The sequence below is a fragment of the Paenibacillus sp. FSL R5-0908 genome (genome assembly GCF_038006245.1).
Classification (GTDB): Bacteria; Bacillota; Bacilli; order Paenibacillales; family Paenibacillaceae; genus Paenibacillus_AQ; species Paenibacillus_AQ odorifer.
This window is the reverse complement of record NZ_JBBOUV010000001.1, coordinates 6806530-6830495: the sequence shown is the minus strand read 5'-3', so window position 1 is coordinate 6830495 and position 23966 is coordinate 6806530. Positions and strand designations below refer to the sequence as shown.

17 protein-coding genes are annotated in these 23966 nt (G+C 44.7%); 14 read left to right on the top strand and 3 right to left on the bottom strand.

Going from position 1 to position 23966, the window contains the following annotated elements; translation table 11 throughout:
- Window positions 1-3: 3 nt before the first annotated feature.
- Window positions 4-1803, top strand: coding sequence for a hypothetical protein (locus MKZ09_RS31055; RefSeq protein WP_076205679.1), 1800 nt, complete (start codon window positions 4-6; stop codon window positions 1801-1803).
- 84 nt (window positions 1804-1887) lie between these two features.
- Here the strand turns inward: MKZ09_RS31055 and MKZ09_RS31050 are convergent, their stop codons facing one another.
- Window positions 1888-6492 carry a DUF5057 domain-containing protein gene (locus tag MKZ09_RS31050; protein WP_076205683.1) on the bottom strand — a complete coding sequence of 1535 codons (4605 nt, stop codon included), beginning with the start codon at window positions 6490-6492 and terminating at the stop codon, window positions 1888-1890.
- A gap of 364 nt (window positions 6493-6856) precedes the next feature.
- Between MKZ09_RS31050 and MKZ09_RS31045 the strand changes: the two genes are divergently transcribed.
- From MKZ09_RS31045 to MKZ09_RS31010, 8 genes are all read left to right on the top strand, one after another.
- The gene (locus tag MKZ09_RS31045; RefSeq protein WP_076205687.1) at window positions 6857-8521 is read left to right on the top strand and encodes a GspE/PulE family protein; all 1665 of its coding nucleotides are present in this window, start codon (window positions 6857-6859) and stop codon (window positions 8519-8521) included.
- A gap of 43 nt (window positions 8522-8564) precedes the next feature.
- The gene (locus MKZ09_RS31040; RefSeq protein ID WP_076205692.1) at window positions 8565-9614 is read left to right on the top strand and encodes a type IV pilus twitching motility protein PilT; all 1050 of its coding nucleotides are present in this window, start codon (window positions 8565-8567) and stop codon (window positions 9612-9614) included.
- Window positions 9614-10819 carry a type II secretion system F family protein gene (locus MKZ09_RS31035; protein WP_076205696.1) on the top strand — a complete coding sequence of 402 codons (1206 nt, stop codon included), beginning with the start codon at window positions 9614-9616 and terminating at the stop codon, window positions 10817-10819. Before MKZ09_RS31040 ends, MKZ09_RS31035 begins: the two co-directional genes overlap by 1 nt.
- Window positions 10820-11009: 190 nt before the next feature.
- Window positions 11010-11486, top strand: a complete 477-nt coding sequence (locus MKZ09_RS31030; RefSeq protein ID WP_076205700.1) for a type II secretion system protein — start codon at window positions 11010-11012, stop codon at window positions 11484-11486.
- A gap of 137 nt (window positions 11487-11623) precedes the next feature.
- Complete coding sequence (locus tag MKZ09_RS31025) at window positions 11624-12373, top strand: prepilin peptidase (protein ID WP_076205704.1); 750 nt, start codon at window positions 11624-11626, stop codon at window positions 12371-12373.
- A 15-nt stretch (window positions 12374-12388) separates the two neighbouring features.
- Window positions 12389-13990 (top strand): pilus assembly protein PilM, encoded by a 1602-nt coding sequence (gene pilM / locus MKZ09_RS31020; RefSeq protein ID WP_076137284.1) that lies wholly within the window; start codon window positions 12389-12391, stop codon window positions 13988-13990.
- Entirely contained in the window at window positions 13974-14579 is a 606-nt protein-coding gene (gene pilO, locus MKZ09_RS31015) for a type 4a pilus biogenesis protein PilO (RefSeq protein ID WP_076137285.1), read from the top strand. Before pilM ends, pilO begins: the two co-directional genes overlap by 17 nt.
- Before the next feature lie 196 nt (window positions 14580-14775).
- Window positions 14776-15378: a DL-endopeptidase inhibitor IseA family protein gene (locus MKZ09_RS31010; RefSeq protein ID WP_051491029.1), complete on the top strand. Its 603-nt coding sequence runs from the start codon at window positions 14776-14778 to the stop codon at window positions 15376-15378.
- A 37-nt stretch (window positions 15379-15415) separates the two neighbouring features.
- Here the strand turns inward: MKZ09_RS31010 and MKZ09_RS31005 are convergent, their stop codons facing one another.
- Together MKZ09_RS31005 and MKZ09_RS31000 are read right to left on the bottom strand one after the other, a co-directional pair.
- Window positions 15416-15823 (bottom strand): CBS domain-containing protein, encoded by a 408-nt coding sequence (locus MKZ09_RS31005; RefSeq protein ID WP_076137287.1) that lies wholly within the window; start codon window positions 15821-15823, stop codon window positions 15416-15418.
- Between the two features lie 153 nt (window positions 15824-15976).
- Window positions 15977-17404: a VanW family protein gene (locus tag MKZ09_RS31000; RefSeq protein ID WP_076205709.1), complete on the bottom strand. Its 1428-nt coding sequence runs from the start codon at window positions 17402-17404 to the stop codon at window positions 15977-15979.
- 342 nt (window positions 17405-17746) lie between these two features.
- Here MKZ09_RS31000 and ftsE point away from each other — a divergent pair, with 342 nt between their 5' ends.
- From ftsE to MKZ09_RS30975, 5 genes are all read left to right on the top strand, one after another.
- Complete coding sequence (gene ftsE / locus MKZ09_RS30995) at window positions 17747-18433, top strand: cell division ATP-binding protein FtsE (RefSeq protein ID WP_036678556.1); 687 nt, start codon at window positions 17747-17749, stop codon at window positions 18431-18433.
- On the top strand, window positions 18423-19337 hold the full coding sequence (gene ftsX / locus MKZ09_RS30990) for a permease-like cell division protein FtsX (RefSeq protein WP_036678558.1): 915 nt from the start codon (window positions 18423-18425) through the stop codon (window positions 19335-19337). Before ftsE ends, ftsX begins: the two co-directional genes overlap by 11 nt.
- Window positions 19338-19365: 28 nt before the next feature.
- On the top strand, window positions 19366-20664 hold the full coding sequence (locus tag MKZ09_RS30985; protein WP_076123826.1) for a murein hydrolase activator EnvC family protein: 1299 nt from the start codon (window positions 19366-19368) through the stop codon (window positions 20662-20664).
- 124 nt (window positions 20665-20788) lie between these two features.
- The gene (locus MKZ09_RS30980) at window positions 20789-22255 is read left to right on the top strand and encodes a S41 family peptidase (RefSeq protein ID WP_076205712.1); all 1467 of its coding nucleotides are present in this window, start codon (window positions 20789-20791) and stop codon (window positions 22253-22255) included.
- Between the two features lie 114 nt (window positions 22256-22369).
- Window positions 22370-23680, top strand: coding sequence for a PDZ domain-containing protein (locus MKZ09_RS30975; protein WP_076205717.1), 1311 nt, complete (start codon window positions 22370-22372; stop codon window positions 23678-23680).
- The last annotated feature ends 286 nt before the right edge of the window (window positions 23681-23966 follow it).

Here is a 23966-nt window from a genome sequence, read left to right as displayed (position 1 = left end):
GGGATGAAGAATAATGAAAGAGGCTCAGCCCTAGTATTAGTTATGTTTGTTGCTCTTCTACTTACTATACTCGGAGTAGCTGTACTCGGGGCAACGATGGGTGGCGCACAACGAACGGAGACAAGGGAAAACGACGTGCAGAGCCTGCATCTGGCTCAAAAGGGGCTCGATGAAGCAGCGGCATACATACAGACGAAGTTGGATGGGCGTACGGATATTGATCCTGATCATATGGAAGATGAGATTAAAAGCATTGTTAATGAGGTGACCACCAAAGTTGTCGACGTTAACAATGGCGTAAGTACGGGGTTATCTGGAGCTGGCGGTACGATCAAAAGCATCACCTATGAGAAGCAGGATAAGCAAAAATATTATGTCGATATTGAAGCACAAGCCACAGTTAATGGCGTCATCAGACAGCTGAGACAAAAGATAGTCATTGATACCTATCCTGATTTTCTTAAATATGCTTTTGGATCGGAAAAAGTATTAACATTAAACGGAGCACCTGGTCTCCATGGCAATATATATGCGGGTGAAGAACTAAACATCAGCGATACGGCTGTTTATACGTATAAGAAAGTGAAAGATCTTAAAGAAAAGACTCAATATCCTAAAGTAGAATTACTAAAAGACCCTGCCAGTCTAGCATCTACGGAACCTCTTCCCGAGGTGCATGTGCAATCACTTGAAAGTATTAAATATTCCGGAAATGGAATTATTAATGCAGCAGTAAATAAAAACAACGCCTCAATTATTCTTCCTAACATACTGGGAGTTAATAAAGAGCAGGTGTTTATCAAACCGCAAAAAAAGTTCGTGCAGATTAATGTGCTGGAATCGTTTCTTGATAAAGTGGAGGAAGCGACAGGGTTGACCGGGAAAAGGTCTGAACTTGAGCAAGCTATTGTGGAAGGAAGATTGGGTGATTACTTAAGTGCAACAGCATTGGATAGACTACCCGATGAGAATCCACCCTACACTGAGCCAGTACTTGAAGATAATCCGACAAAAGAAGAAAAGGATAAGTATGAACTAGAGTGCAGCCAATACGAAGAACAATTGAGAATATATCAGAACTCCTTGTTGGATAAAGATTTAAATAATTCTACGATTTATAACGGTAATATGCTTATCGATGGAATTGATTACAAACAGTTAAAGTTTAGTGATGAAGCCAAAACAGGTAATCCTTCTAATAAGCCCAAATGGCTTATTGTTAATGGTGATCTGGAGGTAAATAACTATAGCCCAGATATAACTGAATTTTTGGAGATTCAAGCTAATATTCTAGTTACAGGTAATGTTACTATTAAAGGTCAGGTGAAATTCAACTCTACTATGTTTGTTTTAGGAGAAACGAAAGTCGAGGACGCCGTGATCCAAGGTTTAAGTAGTAAGGAGTTAGTCCTCATATCTCAAGGAGATGTGCTCATTAACCGGATTGATACTTTTACTAATCCACCTAAGAAAAAAGTTGAGCAGGATTCATTTTATATGAAAGCTTTTTTTTACACGGATAGTGACGCTGATTTGTACGGAGTGGGGTCAATCTTTTGGTTAAATGGTGGCTTCTTTGCCAAAGGGAATCTTACAGTAAACGCAGTACTAGGAGGAGTAACTGAGCCCTTAGATCCGGCTCTCGGCTTTAATTTTGTAAATCAGGATGCGGATCGATATAATTTGGGTCACCGTTTTCAGATTCAATATAATCAGGATGTTTTTACTCATCAGCAGTCTAGCCTCCCGCGTGTGCAGCAGGTGAATGTAACTGTAGGCCCTCTGGAGCTTGTGAGTCATTGAGACCAATTGAAAAAGGGTATCCTTAAGCGAGTTCTTAGGGATACCTTTTTTTCGTTGGAAGTTTCTTATTTTTAAATGTAAAGATTAGTAACGATCGTCATTCTGGGGTTCTACAACCTTAACCGTAATATCTGCTTCTGCTGTTGTGCCTGTGCTTCCGGTATAAGTCACTGTAATGGTGGTTGATCCCTTTTTGACACCTGTAACAATTCCTCTGCTATCAATATTGGTTCCATTATCGACACTGGCGATTCCAGAATTGTCGCTTACCCAACTCAAGTTACCTTTGATTTGCTCGATCGAGATGGAGGTAGGGAATGCCCATAAAATATTGGTTAACGGGAAAGTATGGCCCACTTCAATAGTAATGGACTGTTCTTTAAATCTTAACCCTTTCAAAGCATCAACGATGTTAACCTCGTGTGTTGAAGTCATATCTTTGAATGAAACCTCAATCAGCAGTCCTTCTTTAGCGGTATTACCAGCAGTCAATTTAGCGGTTGAGCCATCACTAGAAGGCGTAAGAGTAGCAATATGATCATTCGTAATAGTGTCATCCGTAATATTTTTATCCGTTGATTTCACGAATCTCCATCTTAGCGTTGCTGGATCAGCATCCGTAGGATTTCTACTTGCGCTTAGATCGATTTGCCCTCCAATCAATACCGTTGTTGGACCTGTAATCGACAATGAGGTTAGTGGGTTAGTAACTGTTATGGTTTTCTCTTGGGTAATTGGAACCGGGTTACTTGAATTTACAGTAAGACTTACTAGGTAAGTTCCTGACTGCGTCGCACTGAAAATCTTTTCGGTATCATCACCGGGATACTCTGGATTGGTATTAATTACAGCAGTGCTTGCCCCAGAGGTAATGTTTTTAACGGACCAGATATAGGTTATGTTGGTCTCAGGTTCTTTACTGTCTTGAACGTACGAGGCAGTTAACGAAATGGATTCATTGATTTGCCCTGTTTCATATCCTTTAATTGATAGAGAACGAGAATTACGTTTTTCTACAGTTATGAATGCAGTACCAGTAACTTCGCTACCATCAAGAGCCTTAACAGTGACTTGTGCTGATCCTTTGGCCAAACCGATAATATCGCCACTGTTGGAGTCTATTTGCACAACTGAAGCATTACTAGTTGTCCAGAGGAATGCAGAATTACTTAAATCTGAAGGCGTAACTATTGGGATTAGTCGAATCTCATCTCCTATATAAATAGTTTTGTCATCCAATTGCAGAGCGTTAATCTTATATTCGGCTGTAAAAGTTAAAGTCTCAAACGAAATTGTAGTCCGCGCTAAATTAGTCGATGAAGGATCTGTTGGGATTGGAACAGGTAGCGGATAGATTTCCGCTGGTAGGCTACCGGCAAAAGGGAAATGGTATAAAGTGGCACTACTCATATTCATTGAAGCTCCAATGATTGTTCCATACACCTGTCCTCCATCAAAGTTTATAGTAGATCGTGGTGCCAGAATGGTTCCGTATACGTTGGCTTGGGAAATTAGCAAAGGCTTGGCGTTAGGGAAGTTGTATAGCACACGGCTACCATCGCTCCCCAGTGGGAAATGTAAGAATGGTTCACTGTTACTGTCTTGTTGTACATTAACAAATACCGTTGATCCTGGCGGAACCTTAAGCTCGGAACTGTTAAGCGTATTTAACGCTGAACTAGAAATATTAACAATATTGATATCTGAGTTACCTGTGACCGTAAGTTTTCCGTATTCATGAGTCGCCGTGGCATTGGAAGGCAGCTTGGCAATAGCATCAGAGAGTCCAAGGAGATAACTCTCTTGCTTGCTGAAATCGAGAAGTTCTCCGTAATTGATGGTACCATTTTGGATAGAACCAGGACGTTGGTCTTTAACGGTGCCTTTAACCATTAGGTTTCCGTAAACTGTTCCTTCGGGAAGGGAAACATCTCCGCCCGTGACAATACCATATGGCACTTGGTCTTTAAATTGTTCATTTACTGTAATACCCGCGTTGTTGAAGTTGACTGTTCCCCCGGAAGCCAGTGGTCCCTTGATAGTGCCTCCACGAAGTGAAGTGGTATGAAGGATAAATGCGTTGTATTTACCTAAGATTCCTAGAGGTGGCAATGTGGCATGAATATCGACATAACTAAGTTTGGAATCATTTAAAATATAGGTTTGGGTCTCGGTCGGTTTAACTGTGATTTGGAACGTTATAGGCTGTTCAGAATCTGGTTTATAGATTTGGGCTCCGTTCACCGTTTTCAATGAATAGGTTATGTTATTTAGATTGCGTGTCAATCTAAACCCACTGGTTGCATTTCCAGTGACGATCGTACCGGCTGGTAATTCTCCTAAAATCTCCAGGTTAGGTGGGAGATTCTCGGTAAATACAATATCCGATATTAATTGTGTGTTAGAGGTCTGGTTAACCGTGCCGACTTTATCAAACGGTACAGATTTTGGGGTGATGGAATAACTAAGAGTGACCGGTTCTCCCTTTTCTATTTTGCCATTCACAACATTCTGAGAGAGAGATCGTGTTACACTCAAATTGGTGTTCGACGGCAGGACATTTACTCTGAGCGTTTTACTTGAGAGCGCCCCATTTTGATCCCAAGCTTTAATTTCGATGTCGAGTAGACCTCCGTTAGGAAGCGGATTGTCAACTGTTCTATATATATTTTGACCGGACTTGATGTCCATCTTGCTTATTTCAATCATAGGAAAGTATGTGTTCCCTGATTTGAAACGGACTTCAGTTGTTAGATCACGATCGTTAAAGTCCAGATCAGTTACTGTATAGTCGACAAGGAGTGTTTCTTGATAAGACGGAATCGATGAATCATTAGCCGGCGTATGCACGGTAATCTCTGGAGCATGATTGGCACCAATAAAAGCACGATACATAGTATTAACGAACAATTGTTGTTCCCAGACAGGGAATTTCTTTAGATTGGCAGGAATATCACTTACTCCAAAAAAGTGACCTGTACCTGAGTAGGTAATATTTCCTTTGGAATATGTGTAATATTGATTCCAGCTATCCTCTGCATCACGTTGGTATTGATTATATTCTCCATTTGGTTTTATCCTCGTACCTGATGCTTCACTTTGAATGTTATACCAAGATACTACTTCAGGATCTTCCAGATTAAGTGTGAAGTACTGGTTATGTGTTGGTGCAATTTGTGGTGTGGAAATATTGATTTGCTGGTTGCTGTCGTCCCTCTTGCTTAGATAAAAAGGATATTGCATCAAAAGCCCGTCATTCACCGGCTTAACTTTGGTGGAAAGATTGATGGCATTATGGCCTAAGTTGGTCTCAGGATTCACCTGACCAGTAATCCCCATGAAATTATTGATCCAGTTCTTTTTATTTGCGTCTAAATTAATGATGGTATCGTGAGTGAACAAGGCGCTTTGCTTGAAGGTACCAGTAAATTGTGTAATAGCGTTGATCGCATTAGTGTTTAAATTAGATTTTTTGTAGTATTCGTCTACAAATCCAAAGATGAGCATGTCATAGGTGCCATTTAGTCCGTAACTATGTGTTGCAGCATAGCTGTCATCGACATGTTTTTTAAATTCAGTCATCGTTTCGATTTTTATATTGAGCTTATAGTCAGATGTATCGAGAAAATTTGGATTCATATTACTAGTGTCCAGGAGGCTACTTTCCGTTAGAGTGTCCGGCATAACCTGAAGAATATTTACTATGGTTTTCTCGCCACGGTAACGAATTACACCGCTGTCGAAGTCTTTTAATTGTGTACTGTGGTAATCATTAACTTCTAGCTTCCAGTAGAGTAACCCAGAGTATGTTTTTGGCAAAGTGTATTCAATAGTTCCGCTGGATGTACTAATCTCAGTTTCAGCAACGACCTGTTTTTCTCCCATTTTGATGGATTTATCAAGACCAACGTACAGTTTGACTGAGAGTGGAGCACTATTTTGTGTAGAGGGTATGGTGACATTGAAATTAAAAGAAAGCTTCTCCCCAGGAACATAGATTTTGCTGTTAGTTGCATTAGGGTCATAGTTGGGAATTCTATTCGTAATTTGTAGACGAGGGCGTTTCTTCAAGTTGCTTATGTATTTGGAGTCTTGTTTTTTTAAATCGGCAAAAATATCCGCGAGTTCACTGTCATCTACAAACTTAACATTTGGGTTGGAGGTGGAAAGACGATAACTGTTAAAAGAGCTGTACAGTATACCTTGCTCAGTTTGGGGTTTTGTATCTTTGTCTTTAAAGGGCTGGTTATGAAAAAAAACATATAATCCCTTGTTGATAAATTCCTTCGTAATTTGATCAGCCTTCAGATGAGTAATGTCATTCTTCATACTTATGGTATTAAGGGCTCTGGCTCTATTTTCCTCCGAGGCGGGTTGTTGATTACTTACCTGTGCAGGATTGTAAGTCCCCCTCCCGATATATACCGCATCATATCTCCCGTCCAGATCATCCCGCAGCGCCACAAAACGCTTCATACTCATCGTGTCAATCGTAAGGTTAGATAACCCTGCTTTGAGAGATGCTAGCTCACTAACCCCATTTTCATTGACCTCCAGCATACGAATTTGGTATTCATTTGAACTGGCATCGACATTCATAAAGTGATTTTTGATCGGCAGAACAAGCAGAAGGAGAAGCAGGGTAGTTACTGTAAAAATAAAAACTTTTTTGTTGCTGGCAAGTTTCATTGTCATCTCTCCCTGATTGTTAACTATTGGCAGATATGGTCGTATTCCGTCTCGTATATGCTAGATTCCGACAGCCTTTTTCATTCCGTATCGTTGTAAAATTATCCAATCTATGTTATATACATTCTAGGACATTCAGCATTGATAGACAACATAAATCTATTGAAATATACCTATTAAATTATAACTAAAGTCCTAGTTAGATTGAAAAATACTCAAAATTGACAAATTTATGGAAGGTGTATTTATGGTAATTATATCTTTCGTTTTTGAGCGAATTTTGCTGGAAGTTTGATTTCTATTTCTATAAAAAATATCCATTATTTCAGCCGGCATAAATAACGGCATACGGAGATGAATAGACTTGGCTATCGCGAAAAAGAGACTGGGAGACTTGCTGGTAGAAAATAATATTATTTCGCAGGACCAGTTGCTTGAGGCTCTCGCAGAACAGCGTAAGAGCAAACGTAAGCTCGGCGATCTGCTAATCTCTCAAGGCTATATCACGGAGCAGCAGCTGATTGAAGTGCTTGAATTTCAACTCGGCATCCCGCATGTCAGTTTATTTAAATACCAGATAGATCCCGCAATCACGCAGATTATCCCTGAAAGTATGGCTAAGCGATATCAGGTGCTTCCTTTCTTAAAAGAGGGCGGCAAGCTGATGGTTGCGATGGCGGACCCGCTGGATTATTTTGCGATAGAAGATTTACGTATGAGTACTGGCTTCCGGATCGAACCCGCTATTTCTACGAGAGATGAGCTGCAGCGGGCGATTGCGCGCCACTATGGCATGCGCGATTCTATGAATCAGATGCTGGTAGAACTCCCGACACAGGAAGAAATAGAAGAGACCGAGATTACAGATGAGGACTCCCCAATCGTACGTTTGGTCAACCAGATGATTCAGCAGGCAGTTGCTCTGCGGGCGTCTGATATACATATGGATCCAGGTGAAAATAATTTAACCATCCGCTACCGCATTGACGGAACCTTACGGACAGAGCGGATTATTCCTAAGCAGATGCAGGGCTTTATCACCGCCCGTCTGAAAATAATGGCCCGCCTGAATATCGCAGAACGGCGTTTGCCGCAGGACGGGCGGATCAAAATGCAGTTCGATTACAAAATGGTAGATATTCGTGTGTCTTCATTACCAACGATGCACGGAGAGAAGATTGTGCTGCGGTTGCTAGATTTAAGCACAGGGGTCAAATCTGTAGATGCTTTGGGATTCAGTGAGGGAAATGCAGAAGCTTTTAAGGAGATGATAGCTCGTCCTTATGGGATTTTGCTGATCACAGGACCTACCGGTAGCGGAAAAACAACAACTTTATATTCAGCATTGAATCAACTTAATGTAGAAAGCGCAAATATTATCACAGTCGAAGATCCAGTGGAATACCAGCTTGAAGGAGTAAATCAGGTGCACGTAAACTCGGCTATTGGACTAACCTTTGCAGCTGGGCTACGTTCGATTCTTCGACAAGATCCGAATATCGTAATGGTTGGTGAAATACGGGATGCGGAAACTGCTGAAATTGCGGTTCGCGCCTCATTAACGGGTCATCTAGTGTTGTCTACTTTACATACAAACGATGCGATTAGCTCTGTCTCCCGATTGCGGGATATGGGGGTAGAACCATATTTGATCGCTTCTTCGCTGATTGGTGTGGTAGCACAGCGGCTGGTCCGCAAAATCTGCACTGACTGCAAAGAAACCTACAAACCATCTGAACAGGAAGCAATTATGCTACGTAGCTTAGGACTACCTGCGGAAGAATTACAGCGTGGACGCGGTTGTGGTAGCTGTAACAATTCTGGCTATCGTGGACGAATAGCGATTCATGAAGTACTCAGTATTGATGATCACTTACGAAAGCTCATAACAAACACTGCCTCAGTAGAAGAACTGCGTGCAGCAGGTAAAACGGCTGGGCTTGTTCAACTGATGGATGACGGACTGCTCAAGGTCAGTCAAGGAATTACAACGCTTCAAGAAGTCATGCGCGAGACGGTCTCACATTAGAGGTTAACAGGGATTTAGCATTCTAACTTAGGGGGAGCGGCTAATGCCAACGTATACGCGGGATATTAGACAACTATTACAAACGGCTTACTCCTCCAAAGCTTCTGACTTACATATTTCCGTAGGATCACCGCCGGTTATTCGGATGGATGGAAAGCTGCACTCGCTTGAGGGTGAGTCCGTGGTTGCTGAAGAAGCGGCAGATATGGCCAAAATGCTACTTGGTAATGAACGAATGGAAGCATTTCGGAATGCGGGCGAGTTGGATTTTTCATATCCGCTTGATGGTGGGGTAAGATTCCGGGTGAACGTTTATCGTCAGCGGGGCGAGGTTAGTATCGCCGCCCGGGCCATTCCTGCAGAGATTCCGAGTCTGAAACAGCTGTCGATGCCTTCAATTTTAACTACTTTGTCGCTTAAGCCACAAGGTCTAATTTTGGTTACAGGTCCCACAGGCAGCGGCAAATCTTCTACGCTTGCAGCTATGCTGAATTATATTAACCAGACGGAGAGCAAACATATAGTGACGTTGGAAGATCCGATAGAATTTCTACATAACCATGGAACCTGTCTAGTAGATCAACGTGAAGTGGGAAGTGATACGGCTAGTTTTGCTAATGGATTACGTGCTGCCTTACGTCAGGACCCCGATGTTATTCTCGTTGGTGAGATGCGGGATTTGGAGACCATTTCAGCAGCGGTTACGGCCGCAGAGACAGGTCATCTTGTGATGGCTACCTTACATACAACAGATGCACCACAGACAATTGACCGAATTATCGACGCTTTTCCGGGCCATCAACAGGGACAGATTCGTTCACAACTAGCATCAGTGCTGCTGGCAGTAGTCAGTCAGCGGTTGTTCCCAAGGGCTGGAGGTCGGGGGCGTTTATGCGCAACGGAAATTTTGGTCAATACACCAGCCGTAGCCAATCTTATTCGTACCGAAAAAACACATCAGATCAAAAATGTAATGCAAACCGGGCGCTCACAAGGCATGCACACCTTGGACATGAGCATCCGTGACTATTTATCGCAGGGGCTTATTGATCCAGCAGCAGCTAAGGCGTTTATGGCGGAGGTGAGCAGCTGATGCCTCTTTTTGAATATCAGGTGAAGACATCCGCGGGCAAATCTATCAAAGGGAAACTAACAGCAACCGATAAACCTACGGCGATGGAGGAGCTGCGCAAGCGGGGACTTACGGTATTTTCACTGATTGAACGCAAAACCACAATTTTATCGATGGACATCTATATTGGTAATCCCGTTAAGCCGCTTCATTTCATCATTTATTGCAGGCAGTTTGCCACGCTTATGCGGGCGGGAGTATCAATTGTGGATGCAACGCGTATTTTGGCAGAGCAGACCGAGAGTAAGCCACTGCGCAAAGCGTTAGTAGATGTTAATTCCAGCCTGATGCGCGGGATATCGTTCTCACAAGCCGTTCAGGATCATAAAAAAATCTTCCCGCAGCTATTTGTCAGCATGATCCGTGCCGGTGAGGAATCCGGTGATATTGAGGGGACGTTGGACAGGCTGGCTATGTTTTTTGAGAAACAGCATACCACGACAGAGAAGATAAAATCAGCGCTTACGTACCCGATTACTGTAGGGGTTATGGCGATTGCCGCGGTTATCTATCTACTTTGGGCGATTGTGCCGCAGTTTGTAACGATGTTTGAATCGATGGATGCCGAGCTTCCGGCAGTTACACAGATGGTCTTGGCACTTAGCAAAAGCATTCAAGGTCAATGGTATTTCTGGATACTCGGAGTACTTCTCCTAGTGATAGCTTTTCAGATTACAAAACGTACGGAGAAGGGTGCTTACGCTCTGGATTATGCCAAGCTTAAGATACCTGTGTTCGGTAAGCTGAATCAAAAAGGCTCGATTGCTCAGTTTACGCGTACTTTTTCTTCTCTTTATGCCAGCTCTGTACCGATCCTACAGTCCTTGGTGATTGTTGAGGAGGTAGCAGGAAATAAGGTCATCGGGAAATTCATCCGTAGTGCAGGGGATTCGCTGAGACAAGGTAATCCACTATCTGAGCCGCTAAAAAAAGCCTGGGTCTTCCCGCCACTAGTTACGCAGATGATAGCGATTGGCGAAGAGACAGGGGCGCTCGACACGATGTTGTCTAAGGTAGCTGATTTTTATGAGATGGACGTGGAGAATACCGTCGACCGTTTGAAGTCGCTGCTTGAACCATTATTGATTGCTTTTCTAGCCGCTGTTGTAGGTGTGATTGTGGCCGCCATTATGCTGCCAATGTTCAGTCTGTACGGTAATATGTGAACCTCTTGGTTCCTTGTATATATTGAGAGGGGTGACGCCGGGGAGGCGGGGCAAGATCCACGAACTTAAGCTGGCGATTAGACGACGATGGACGAGCTGTTTCCGTAAGCACAAGGAAGATGATGCTGGATTCACTGAAATGAAGAATATAGGTTTTATCACTCACACACCACTTAGAGGGGGAAATCAAATGTTAGCACAAGCGATTAAGAAAAGATTGAGCAAAGAGGAAAATCAAAAGGGGTTTACGCTGATTGAGTTGCTGGCGGTTATCGTTATTTTAGGGATTATTGCGGTTATTGCAATTCCTATGATTGGTGGAATTATTAATAATGCTAAAGAAGATTCTGATACAGCAACAGCTCGTCAAATTTATGATGCTACTCGTATGTTTATGATGAGTGAACATAATAGTGATTATTCAACAACAGGTGTAACTAATATAACATTGGCTAATCTACAGGCTGATGGTTATTTAGAAAACCCGCTTTATTTACCTAGTACGAAAACAGTGATATCTGCAATAACAGTTAATTTTAATACAACTGGTCAACTAATAAATAATACAGCAACAGTACCATTTGCTGTATCAATAACCGCTGGAGGTTCATCGACTCCATTTACCTTTACCGCTACTGAAGTATTGCAAGCTGAAAAGAAGAAATAATTTTTACTAGAATCTTCATAATCTCAATGTTTAATATCTATTAATTAATTTTTGATCATATATCCAGGAATATAAAATAAAAGGAATCGGACTTCCCGATTCCTTTTTTAAAATCCAGAAGCTAATAGAGGACAGCCATGACGATATTTATCGCAAGTTACATCACATTACTGGGCCTGATTCTAGGCTCCTTCTATAACGTAGTGGCGCTGCGGGTGCCGGCCAAGGAATCCTTGCTTAATCCGCCGTCACATTGTCCGAACTGCAATACGCGGCTGAAAGCGCGGGATTTGTTTCCGGTGCTAAGCTACCTGCTGTCAGGAGGCAAATGCCGATACTGCGGCACAAGGGTATCGCCATTATACCCGCTTGGAGAAGCGGCAACGGGTTTGCTTTTTTTATGGGTGTATTTGCAATTTGGCTTGACGGGTAAGGGAATCATCGGGTTCATTCTTGTGAGTTTAGCGGTTATCGTGACGGTTGCGGATTTGAAGTACATGCTGATTCCCAACAAGGTATTGTTGTTTTTTCTACCGCTGCTGCTGATTCTTGTACTGCTTTCTGCGGATGGGCCGATATGGCATCATCTGCTAGGAGCTGTGCTTGGGGGAGGGGTTCTTATCCCTTTTGTTCTGTTAGGTGGGATGGGGGCTGGAGATGTGAAGTTATTTGCGCTGCTGGGCTTGGTGATTGGCTTTCCGCATGTGATTTTGGCTTTTTTTGTGGCTTGTCTGTTTGGGAGCGTGGTGGGCGGACTGCTGATGCTGCTCGGTGTAATCAAACGTAAACAGCCGGTACCCTTCGGCCCATGGTTAGCTATAGGAGCTTTAATTAGTTTTGGATATGGTTCACACATCATAGGCGCGTATCTCTCGCTTATCGGATAGGAGGACATTGATCACATGCTTGGATTAGGCTCCAAAGTGGCCGGACTTTCAATTGAAGCTGCCGGAATCCGTTATATTAGTTTTAAGAATAAACAGTCATGGGAAGTCCGTAAAAAACGGTTTCTCCCGCTCCTTCCAGGCATGATCATTGAGAATCAGGTGGCGGATAGCGAGGCGCTTTATGATCGGGTAAGGCAGTGGGTGAAGAAGGAAGGGTTAAGGGGCAGTAAGGTTTCTTTGTCCATTCCACCCTCGCAGATCATTATCCGTAAAATGAGTATTCCTAGTACCAATGACAAACAGGTAGAACAACTCGTGAAGCTGGAAGTGGAGACGGGACTGCATTTACCTTTTGAAAATCCTGTCTACGATTATGTAACGCTCGAAGTGGATGAGGAGCAAAGCCATCTGCTCGTATTTGCTGCTCCGCGAAAATCGATTCAGGATTACGTAGAAATTCTGGAACGGGCGGGTCTTCGGATAAGCAGTGTCGAAATTTCGGCAACCGCCTTGGCGCGTGCTATAACCACTGGGCACGGGGAGAGCTTTGCGGAGACGATGCTGATTAATATGGAACCATCGGTAATGGACATTTATATGTTCAGAAACGGGAATCCGGTCTTTATTCGTACGATAAACTTACTTGATCTACATAAAGGAAGAAATTTAGCGGGAATGGATCTTTTGACAGACAGTGAAACCTTGGCTGAAACAGCTGTCGCTGTAGAAGAACATTTATCACCCGAGCAAATGGTGGAAATCACTGCGGAAATCTCCCGTATGCTCAGCTTTTATCAATACAGCTTGCATGACGGTTCCACTCGTATCAACAATTTAGTGATTACGGGCACTCCCTCGATTCGTAAACAACTGGACCTAGAACTCCAGCAGTCCCTAGCTGAACTTGAAATAACACCAATAAGTCTGGAACAGATGGCTAGTGCTGCTGTTTCTGACCCTGAACTAAATGATTACCGCGTAGCTGCCGGAACCGCTCTAAAAAATAGCATCAACACGGATACGATTGATCTATTGCCGAGAGAAGATCGGGAGACGTTGCTATTTCCTTATGTCACGATGGGGCTTGTAGCGATTTGGCTGCTGGGGATGATCGGAACGGGGATTTATTTTTCTGCCAATAAGGGTCAAATCTCTAACGGTAAAGAACAGCTGCAAGGCCTGCAGGATCGCAGTTTTATGCTTCAAGTAGAGCTCGCGAAGCTTAAGAACAGCGGACCAGGACAGCTAGATCGGAAAGCAGCCATCACAGTGCTTCAGGACAATAAGGTGATTGCAGTCCCTATCTTGGACGAATTAGTGGAAGGATTGCCTAAGGAGGCACTAATCCGTGATATTAACTATACCTACCGGACATCTATAGATCTGACTGTAAATGTATCCACTATGGAGGATGCTTCCAACTATTTAAGACAACTTCGCCAAATGTCTTTTACGGCTGATGCCTCTATTCAAAAGCTTACTGAAGGAGCCGCAGATGCCATTTCATACAATATGTATACGGCTATTTATAAAGTGAACTTAGCAGCGGCTAAGCAGCAAAACAGTGAAACGGATGCCAGCCAAGGGGAGGTGAGCAGCGATGGAACAGATCAATAAATATCGCTCTCCCATTGTACTAGGTGTGTTAATTCTATTCCTGATATTGTTTGCGTTCTATATGCTGGGTGTTCAGCCGGCCAATAAGGAAATTTCCGCACAGAGCAGCGAGATCAGTCAGTTGGAAAAGGAAGCAGAAATGCTCCAAACCAAAATCAATGAGCTGAAGGGCAGCGGCACTGAGGGAGATCTAGAACAGAAGGAATTACTGGGGGAACTCCCAAAGGGCGATGACAGCGAAGGTCTGATTGTTGATTTGCGGGAGGTTAGCACGTCCTCACAAGCGCGGCTAAAGGATCTTAGTTTTGTTTTGGATGAGGCTAACCCGATTCAGCAAATGACAGGTTCAGCTGAGGTGTCATTCCCGACGGTCAAACAGATCAAAATGACTGCAGTGGTGGAGGGGACATATTCGGGGATACGGCAATGGATGGATGAACTACAAGCCTTACCTCGTATTGTGAATGTGGACTCTTTCAATTTTCAGCAATCCTACGAGGATCGTACTAAGAACAATACGGAGAGCATTTTGACTGCTAACGTAGCTTTTACAGCGTATTTTGAGGCCACCGCAGCAGCATCCAATTAGATTTCTTGTACTACTTTATTTAACTATATTACTCCGCTTTTCCTGTGAATCAGGAGGGTGGAGTTTTTTTATATTTTCAAAAGAGTTGTAATACGTTTTCATTCCTCTGTTTATTGGGTATTTTAGCTTGCGGGGTGCATAAGCTGAAACAGTGGCGATCGCCTGTATTTTTTAGATGAAAGAGGAGGAACTTCAGATGAACAAAAAATGGATGCTTGGTTCGTTGGCCCTATCCTTAGGCCTTTTATCAGCAGGTAGCGGAGTTATGGCAGCTTCATCATCAGTGGGAAGCTCGGCAATAAAAAATGTGGCTGTGATTGGCACAGGAAAAGAAGGTCCAGCTACTATAAACAATTTGACGGTAAAAAGTGTGGTACCGCTTGTTGTACATGCCAGAGCGATCTATTTCTATACTAGCCGCGGGGGCAACTTTTTCCCGATGGAAACCTTCATGTATAAAGCGCAAGAGTACCGTTACCTTTCCAATGATATTGGGACAAAGGCGAAGCTGATGAATTACATAAAAAAAGCCTACACGCATAATGCAGCAGCTTATTATGTGCAGACTCAATTTTTGGAGCATGAAGGTAGAATGTCACAGGTGAATGCGGATCTTGGAAACTCATTAATGTTTGAAAAAGCCACCGCCCGAATGCTCTCCAAAACTGCAACAACCGCTGAATTTGACTTAACAGTTCCTTATTCGAGCGGGCAGGAAGGCAGTGAGTCGGTGTATGTGAAGCTGAAAAAGGTGAATGGATACTGGAGAATTGATACGTCACCGGATATTCTTTTTTGAGGAAGGTTTAGGGTAGAAGAGGAAGAGCAAATAGGCTCTACGCTTGGGCGCGGATAAGGTCAGAGGTATATGCAACACCAACGAATTTACCTTTGCGAGTGATAATGACACAATCATTTTTCATAGGGTCCGGGCGGTTCATAGCGAGGCTCAATACCATATCGAGTGGAGTGGAAATGTCAAGAATGAGCGGGGTTTTGTTCATAAGCTTCATGGCAGGTTCTCTGTAGAACAGATCTACTCCGGATCTTCCTGTAGCTTTCAAAAAGAAACGTTCGCTCATCAACATTCCTAGGGGTTCATTCATAGCATTGCAGACGACGATACATTTGGATTCTGGATGCTGAAACATGACGCGAAGGGCTTCTCTGCAAGTGCGTGAGGCAAAAATAGCAGGAGCACTGCGGACAATACCAGTAAGATCATTTACAAGAGCTGTTGTCATAGGATGTTCATCCTTTCTGATTATGGGTCTACTTCTAATGTACCCCTGAATCGTAAATTTCAAAGCCGGGTAACGTAAGCTACAGGTAAAATAGATTGCTGGCAAAAATAACCGATCAGACCTTAGGGGCTCTGACCGGTTATTTGTTGTTAGCTATTCACTACGGACGCCGTCCTCCACCAGCTGCTTTCGGGGGACATCCGGGATTATGGATTTGCTCACGCCTCCACGATTAATGGCGATTAATCGTTTTTGTGCGTAATATACGTCGCGGGACAGTTTATTCACCTCAGTGGATTTACCGTCAACATACTTTGTAATGTAGGTTTCAACAATATATCCGGTTTTCCCATTTTGAATAACGCGTGAGCTGCCACGAGGCAGTGAAGAATCGTTTACGTACTTATCGACTGGAGGGAGCACCTCTACTGTTTTTGAATGAACTTTGTAAGTGACATTTTGCGGAAACGTGCCGAACAGCTTTATGGTCAGTGATTTACCCTGCACAGCTGCTTTAATTATGAGATATTTGCCAGTCGTATTGCGAAAACGAAAGTTGATATAACCTTCAGCGAATGTTGCGTCCTGACCTTTGGGCAAGTAGTTGACGGGCAAGGAATGATTACGGCGTTCCACAATTTCTAGCCCTATACGCAGTGCGGCATTGTAAAGAGTGCTCGACACTTGGCAGATCCCTCCACCAACACCTGCTTGCAGCTTGCCGTTCACAATCACCGGCGCTTCACGGAAGCCGTAATTCACCTTTGCTTTTTCTATAGCTTTTCCATAATCAAAGACGGCTCCAGGCGGGAGAATGGTTCCATCCACAGCTTTGGCAGCAGCTTCCACGTTGTAGCTTCGTCCAGGTCCACTTGCACCTAGAGAGGTGCTGAACTGCATTACTTTTCGCTCGATACCTTGTTCCTTTAATTTCTTTAAAGTTATGTCAGGCTGCAGGATTAACAAAGGGACTTCCATCGTGATTCCCTTTTCCAGCAGGGTATTCAGATGATTAAAGCTGGTGGGGGCAGCTGCTCCTAAGGAAGTCTCCAGAGCTGTCCAATCAACCTCCAGGGAAGTTTTCTCAGAAGTATATACGATTCGATCATCGCCTGTAATTCGTCGCGTAGCGTCCACTGGTTCACCAAAGGACTCCTTCTCCCAAGTAGGACTTAGAATTTTTTGAAATTGTGCGATTTCCAGATGGGTTTCAAGCCTCCACTGCTGAGGGAAGTTATAGCGTGCCTTTACCCGCTCCCAAAGTGTTCCTTCGGCAAGCTCTTTTAAGCCCTGCTGAAAAGCAGAGGCTTCATAGCTCAATCCTGTCTTACTAAGAGTTAGGGGTAAATCTGCATTGCCTTCCACTTTTAGTACTAGAGGGACGGATTCAAGGGCATGCAGCCGTTTATCCAGCTGGGAGCGGACCTCGGTGAGGGTCATGCCTCCGACCTGCCAGCCGGCAAGGGTTGTACCCTTTGGAAGCGTGGTTTTGCTGCCATATAGATGAAGCCCTCCGTAAATACAGGAGCCGATAAGGACGAGTGCGATAACCACTATGAGGGCAGCATGGATTTTTTTCATGATTAATCTCCTTTTGGGGATTTGGATTGCGCTAAGCAGGCGCGGCCCTGTAACAGAACTTAAAGAACACTTCGTGGGATACCGATAATAAATTAGTAAGAAATAAGTAGTCTCTAATAAAGGGAGATACAACATCTGATAACAGGCACCGCTAGGTGCTTTTTTATATGTATATGTCCAGTCACTACAAAACTTTCGAATAGTCGTGCAGTTACGGGGTACTCAATCAGTTACAGATTTGTTACAATAGATACATTGCGGAAATATTGAAGTTTATGGAAACTTGAGGTGGACAATGTCGATTCGCACAAGTGGAAAATGTCATAATTGGGAAGTGAGAAAATGATTGAAATGCAAGATGTATGGAAAACGTACCCTAACGGAACTCACGCACTGCAAGGAGTTTCAGTGAAAATCGACCGCAATGAATTCGTGTACGTTGTCGGCCCTTCCGGCGCGGGTAAATCTACTTTTATGAAATTGATTTATAGAGAAGAAGTGCCTACCAAAGGACAGATTTCGGTGGGAGGTTTCAATATAGGAAAGCTAAAACCACGCAAAATCCCTTATGTCCGCCGTAATATCGGCGTTGTATTTCAAGATTTTCGGCTTTTGCCAAGAATGACGGCATACGAGAATGTAGCTTTTGCTATGGAAGTTATTGAAGCGCCGAAAAAAGTCATCAAGAAACGTGTGAATGAGGTTCTTGATTTGGTTGGGCTGAGAAGTAAAGCGAATCGTGAGCCCTCACAGCTTTCTGGTGGTGAGCAGCAACGGATCGCTATTGCACGGGCTATCGTCAACAATCCTTCTGTTATTATTGCGGACGAGCCTACAGGTAACTTAGACCCCGAGACTTCATGGGGCATTATGCAGCTGCTTGACGAGATTAATTTTCGTGGAACAACGATTGTAATGGCTACCCATAACAGAGATATTGTGAACAAAATGCGCAAACGGGTGCTTGCGATTGAGAATGGAAACATTGTCAGAGACCAAGCGAGAGGGGAATATGGTTATGAGTTTTAAAACCTTCTTGCGACATGTGCGGGAAGGCTTCAAAAGCGTATTCCGTAATGGCTGGATGTCGATCGCCTCAATCACTTCGATTGTTGTTTCTCTTTTTGTTCTAGGTGTATTTATTCTTCTTGTTCTTAACGTAAATTCTGTAGCTGATGAGGCAGACAGTCAGGTACAGATCAAAGTGCATCTAGCTTTGAATACAGATCAGAAGATGCGCGAGACCCTGCAGACTGAAATTGGCAATATGCCGGAGGTCAGCAAGATTACGTTCATCTCCAAGGAACAGGGACTTAAAGATCTCCGCGCAGATATGGGCGAGGAGGCAGCAGAGCTTCTGGAAGGGTTCGATGAAGACAATAACCCGCTTCCAGATACCCTTCAGGTAGAGGTTATTGAACCTACTACCGTTGCTTTTGTGGCTGAGAAGATTCAAGCCCTTAACAAGACACATACCGAGCAGCCTATCTACAAAGTGAAATATGGCAAAGGCTCGATAGAAACATTGTTTAAAATTACGCGTGCCGTACGCAACATTGGCTTTATTTTTGTAGCGGGGCTGGCACTTATGTCTATGTTCCTCATCTCCAATACTATTCGGGTAACGATTCTTGCCCGGCGTAAAGAGATTGGGATTATGAAGCTGGTAGGCGCGACAAATTATTTTATTCGTTGGCCTTTCTTTATAGAAGGGGCATTAATTGGACTCATTGGATCATTGATTACTTCGGGTGTTTTATATGCCGGTTACAACGGTTTGGAATCTTCGGTACAGGGAGATCCTATGCTCGGATTGCAGTTGATCCCTTTCAGTGATATTTGGCTGCTGCTCGTAGGTCTGTTAGTAGGACTAGGCGTGCTGATCGGCGTCTGGGGAAGTACGGTTTCTATTCGTAAGTTTTTGAAAGTTTAATTTAAGAGTGAAGGATGGGGAGTGCGAGTTGAAGAAGATTGCCGCCGGACTAGCCGTAATGTTACTAGCTGTCACTATATTCCAACCCTCTGATGGATATGCCAAAAAAACAAGTGTTGCCGAGATCGATAAGCAATTAAAGCAGCTGCAACAAGAGGTGCAGGAAGCTAAGGCGCAGCAAGAGAAAGCGGAGTCCCAAACGCAGGAAGCGCAGCACTATAAGAATAAGACAAATATTAATTTACAATATGTATTGCAGCAAGTGGATCAAGTTAAAGGCAAAATGACCGAAATCTCTAACAAAATTTCCGATACAGAAGAATCTCTTAACGTTACAGCAACGGAATTGGATGAAGCAGAGGCACGAGTGGCCTCAAGAGAAGAACTCTTAGGATCCCGTGTCCGGTTGATGTACACGGATGGAGCGGTATCTTACCTAGATGTTTTGCTCTCATCGACAAGCTTCTCTGATTTTCTGGGCCGCACCGATTCACTTAAGATGATTGTGGATCAGGATCAGGAGCTGTTAGTCCAACACAAGTTGGACAAGCAGACAGTTGTAGAGAAGAAGCAGGAGCTTGAGGGACAATATGCTCAAGCCAAGCAGTTATACACCTCCTTGGAAAATCAGAGAAGCCTGCTGAAAGAGAAGGAAGCGGAGAAGCAGGAGCTTATCGCATTTTATGATAAGCAGATTCAAGAAAGCGATGATCTAAGTGAAGAGCAGAATGAGAAGCTGGTTAAGCTGGCAAGCGAACGTTCTGCTTTGGAAACCCAAAAGGATAAGATTAAAGCTGAGGAAGCAGCGCGCAAAGCAGCAGCCGCCAAAGCAGAAGCGGCACGCCGGGCAGCAGCTGCTGCCAAGAAAGCCGCAGCCAGCAAGGCAAGCAGCAGTTCAAGCTCCAGCTCCTCAACCGCGTATGCTGGTGGAGATGGACCCTTCCTGCTCCCTGTAGGCTCGGCAAGAATCTCCTCCTCCTACGGACCACGGACACACCCTATTACGGGGGAGAAGGGGAAAGTACACACTGGAGTAGACTTTGCAGTTCCACAAGGAACCAATATTCATGCGGCTGATTCCGGAACGGTAATCGTAGCTGAATGGTATAGCGGCTATGGATATTGTGTAATTATTGATCATGGCGGCGGAGTTTGGACCCTCTACGGACATATCCGTAAAGGTGGTATCAAGGTTAGTCCTGGGGATAGAGTCAATCGTGGGGATGTGATTGCTGAATCCGGTTCTACAGGTAATTCGACGGGCCCCCATCTCCATTTTGAAGTTCGGATCGACGGCAAGACAGTAAATCCGATGCCTTATCTCTAATTTTTAAGAACTTATAACTCATATTATTTGAGCGTACGGCATATACTGGAAGAGATACCGTACCTTTCAGGACGGACTTATGGAGTTGTTTGCGAGATGGACAAGAAGGGACGGTGGGAACATCATGTTAAAAAAAAGCACAGCGGCGTTTATGATTATCGCCGCCCTGCTATGCGGTAGTCTGGTGACCTTGGGCGTGACGGGTTATAGCCATGTTATTGGACAAGCTGCAGGAGAAGGACTGGCCTCGGCATTGCAGGTTACTGGCCTTCAGCAGAAGGAATCCCAGAAGCTTGGAACTGCTCTCAGTCTGATTGAGAGCAATTACTACGAGACAGTAGATCGGGAGAAGCTGATAGACGGTGCTGTCAACGGTATGATGGAAGCGCTGGGCGATCCTTATTCCAACTATATGGGTAAAGAAACAGCTGAGAAATTCGAAGAAAGCATTGAGGGTTCCTTTTCAGGTATCGGTGCGGAGGTCTCTTCGGATAATGGCAAGGTAGTCGTGGTCTCTCCGATCAAGGGCTCACCTGCTGAGAAAGCTGGGATTCAGGCCAAAGATGTTATCTTGTCCGTTAACGGTGAATCGCTGGAAGGTATGGAGCTGAATGCAGCTGTTGCCAAGATTCGCGGTCCTAAGGGCAGTGAGGCCACTTTGAAAATACAACGTTCCGGCTCTGTAGAGCCACTTGAATTTGTTCTTACCCGGGATGATGTGAAGCTCGAAACAGTCTACGCTACCATGGAAAAGGACAATGTGGGCGTAATCGAGGTCACGCAGTTCTCCCTGAATACCGCAGAACGATTCAAGGAAGAGCTGGAGAAGCTGGAGAAGCAAGGCATGAAGGGACTTGTTATTGACGTCCGCAATGATCCAGGTGGTGTTCTTCCGATTGTTATTGAAATGGCAGAGCAATTCGTTCCAGCTGGCAAATCTATAGTGCAAATAGAATACAAAGACAAAAAACGCGAGGTTAGCACCTCTAAAGGATCGAGTAAAGCTTATCCAGTGGTCGTGCTGATGAATAAAGGCAGCGCAAGTGCTTCGGAAATATTGGCAGGTGCCTTGCAGCAGTCGGCAGGAGCTAAGCTAATCGGTGACAATTCTTTCGGTAAAGGCACCGTGCAGACGAGCTTTGACAAACAGCTTGGAGACGGCAGCTTGCTGAAAGTTACCATTGCCAAATGGCTTACGCCAGACGGCACATGGATCCACGGTAAGGGCATTAAACCGGATATCGCGGTAGCGCAGCCGGATTACTTCTCGGTGGCTCCAATTAACAAAAGCGTGGCGCTGCAATATAATATGAACAACGCTGATGTGAAGAGTGCACAGACGATGCTGGACGGTTTGGGTTACAAGCCTGGACGTAAAGATGGCTATTTCGATGCTGGCACTAAGGACGCAGTGAAGAAGTTCCAAAGTGCAGCAAAGCTCCAAGTCACAGGCATAATTGACTCCAAGACAGCGGAGGCGCTGGAAGCGGCGCTGATCAAGGTCATTCAAGACCCTGCTCACGACAACCAACGGAATAAAGGGATTGCTGAGATTCAGAAGGAAATTAAGGCGGCAGCGTCGAAAAAGTAAGAAGGCTGAATTCAGCCTTCTTTTTTTCTTTTAGATAAGAAAATGCCAACCGACGTAGAGGAATTAGAATATATACAAATCAGTCATCGGACGAAAAGGAGTGTGACGAACAGTTTGAATGTGATTCAGGAACTGTTAGGAAGCTTGGGCACTGCGTTCTTACACTTATTGATCCAGCCGTATTACTACATTGCTATTATATTTATTGCGTTATATTACCGTAGGCAGGTGGCATTAGAACGAAAGCTGATACATGTAAAATTACATAGCTGGGGTCAGGAAACGTGGCGGACGGTATGGAGTGGTCTAGTCATGGGCTTGGTCGTCTCTGTAGCAGCCGTTCTGCTAGGAATATCGTTATCAGGTACCGCTGTAGCCTGCATTTGGGTAGTTAGTCTCGTGTTGTCGCTACTGCGTGTGCGGTATTTGTGCTTTGCCTATTCTATAGGCTTGTTAGGTATCATTCAGTTTGTAATTTCTTTCTTTCCAGATGCTTTAGATAGTGGAACGGTAGGGAATATTACCACCGCCATACGGGAGATGGATATTCCTGCTTTGCTAGTGTTAGCTGCGCTGCTGCACATGGCGGAGGCACTGCTGGCCCGCAGACAAGGGGCCAAGCTTGCAACGCCGCTCTTCCTGAAGGGAAAGCGCGGCATGGTCGTCGGCGGCTATCAGCTGCAGGCCTTCTGGCCGCTGCCGCTGTTCCTGCTGCTCCCATCGGGAGCAGGAACGGATTTGCCATGGCACTCGCTGCTCGGCGGAAGCCTTGGCATCGTCTCTTTGCCCGTCATCATCGGCTTCAGCGAGATGACGCAGGGCATGCTGCCCGGGCGCAAGGCGGCCCGCACTGCAGGACGGCTGCTGATCTACAGCATCGTCCTGCTCGGCTTAAGCCTGCTTGCCGCTTGGTGGAGCCCGCTGACTCTGGTCGCGGCGCTCGCAGCCATTGTGCTGCACGAAGGGTTAAGCTGGTACAGCGCTCTGGAAGAGCGCAGCATCAGCCCCATCTTCGTGCATCCACCGCGCGGCCGCAAAGTGCTGGCCGTGCTGCCGGGCAGTCCCGCCCAGGAGCTGGGCATCCTGCCCGGTGAGATCTTACTGAAGGTCAACGGGGTCCTGTTGACCGATGCGGCGCAGCTACATGAGGCGCTGCGCATGAATCCAGCGTTCTGCAAGCTGGAAGTGCTGAACCGTGAAGGGGAGAGCAAATACCTTCAAAGCCCGATCTATGATGGGGATCACCATCAGCTCGGTATTATTTTGGTGCCGGAGACAGATGGGATGATTACCGCTGAGGCGAAGCCTTCCAGCATCTACAGCATCATCGGGATGAAGACAGGCATACGCAGTCGGAACCTTCCGGACGGCCAACTTAAACGAAAAAAAACCACTGAAGCCAAGCAGGAATCAGCGGAAGGATAACTAGAAGATGCCCCATAAGCCATGAAATGGTGAATGGGGCATCTTTGTTTTTGATTAGATGGTAGTTTCGCGTGCGAGAAGTTGCTATCGGACCCAGCTGACCCTAATCGCAGCATTTTCGCTTATTTAGAATGGTAACGGACCCCAAAGCCGCTATTGGCATTAAAAACATCCCAAATGAGCCTCTTTCTGAGGAATAACGTCGCTGGGGTCCGAAACTCTGCTCAAACGCCGATAAAATTGTAAATAGCGTCGCTGGAGTCCGAGCCCGAGCCCAAGGAGTAAC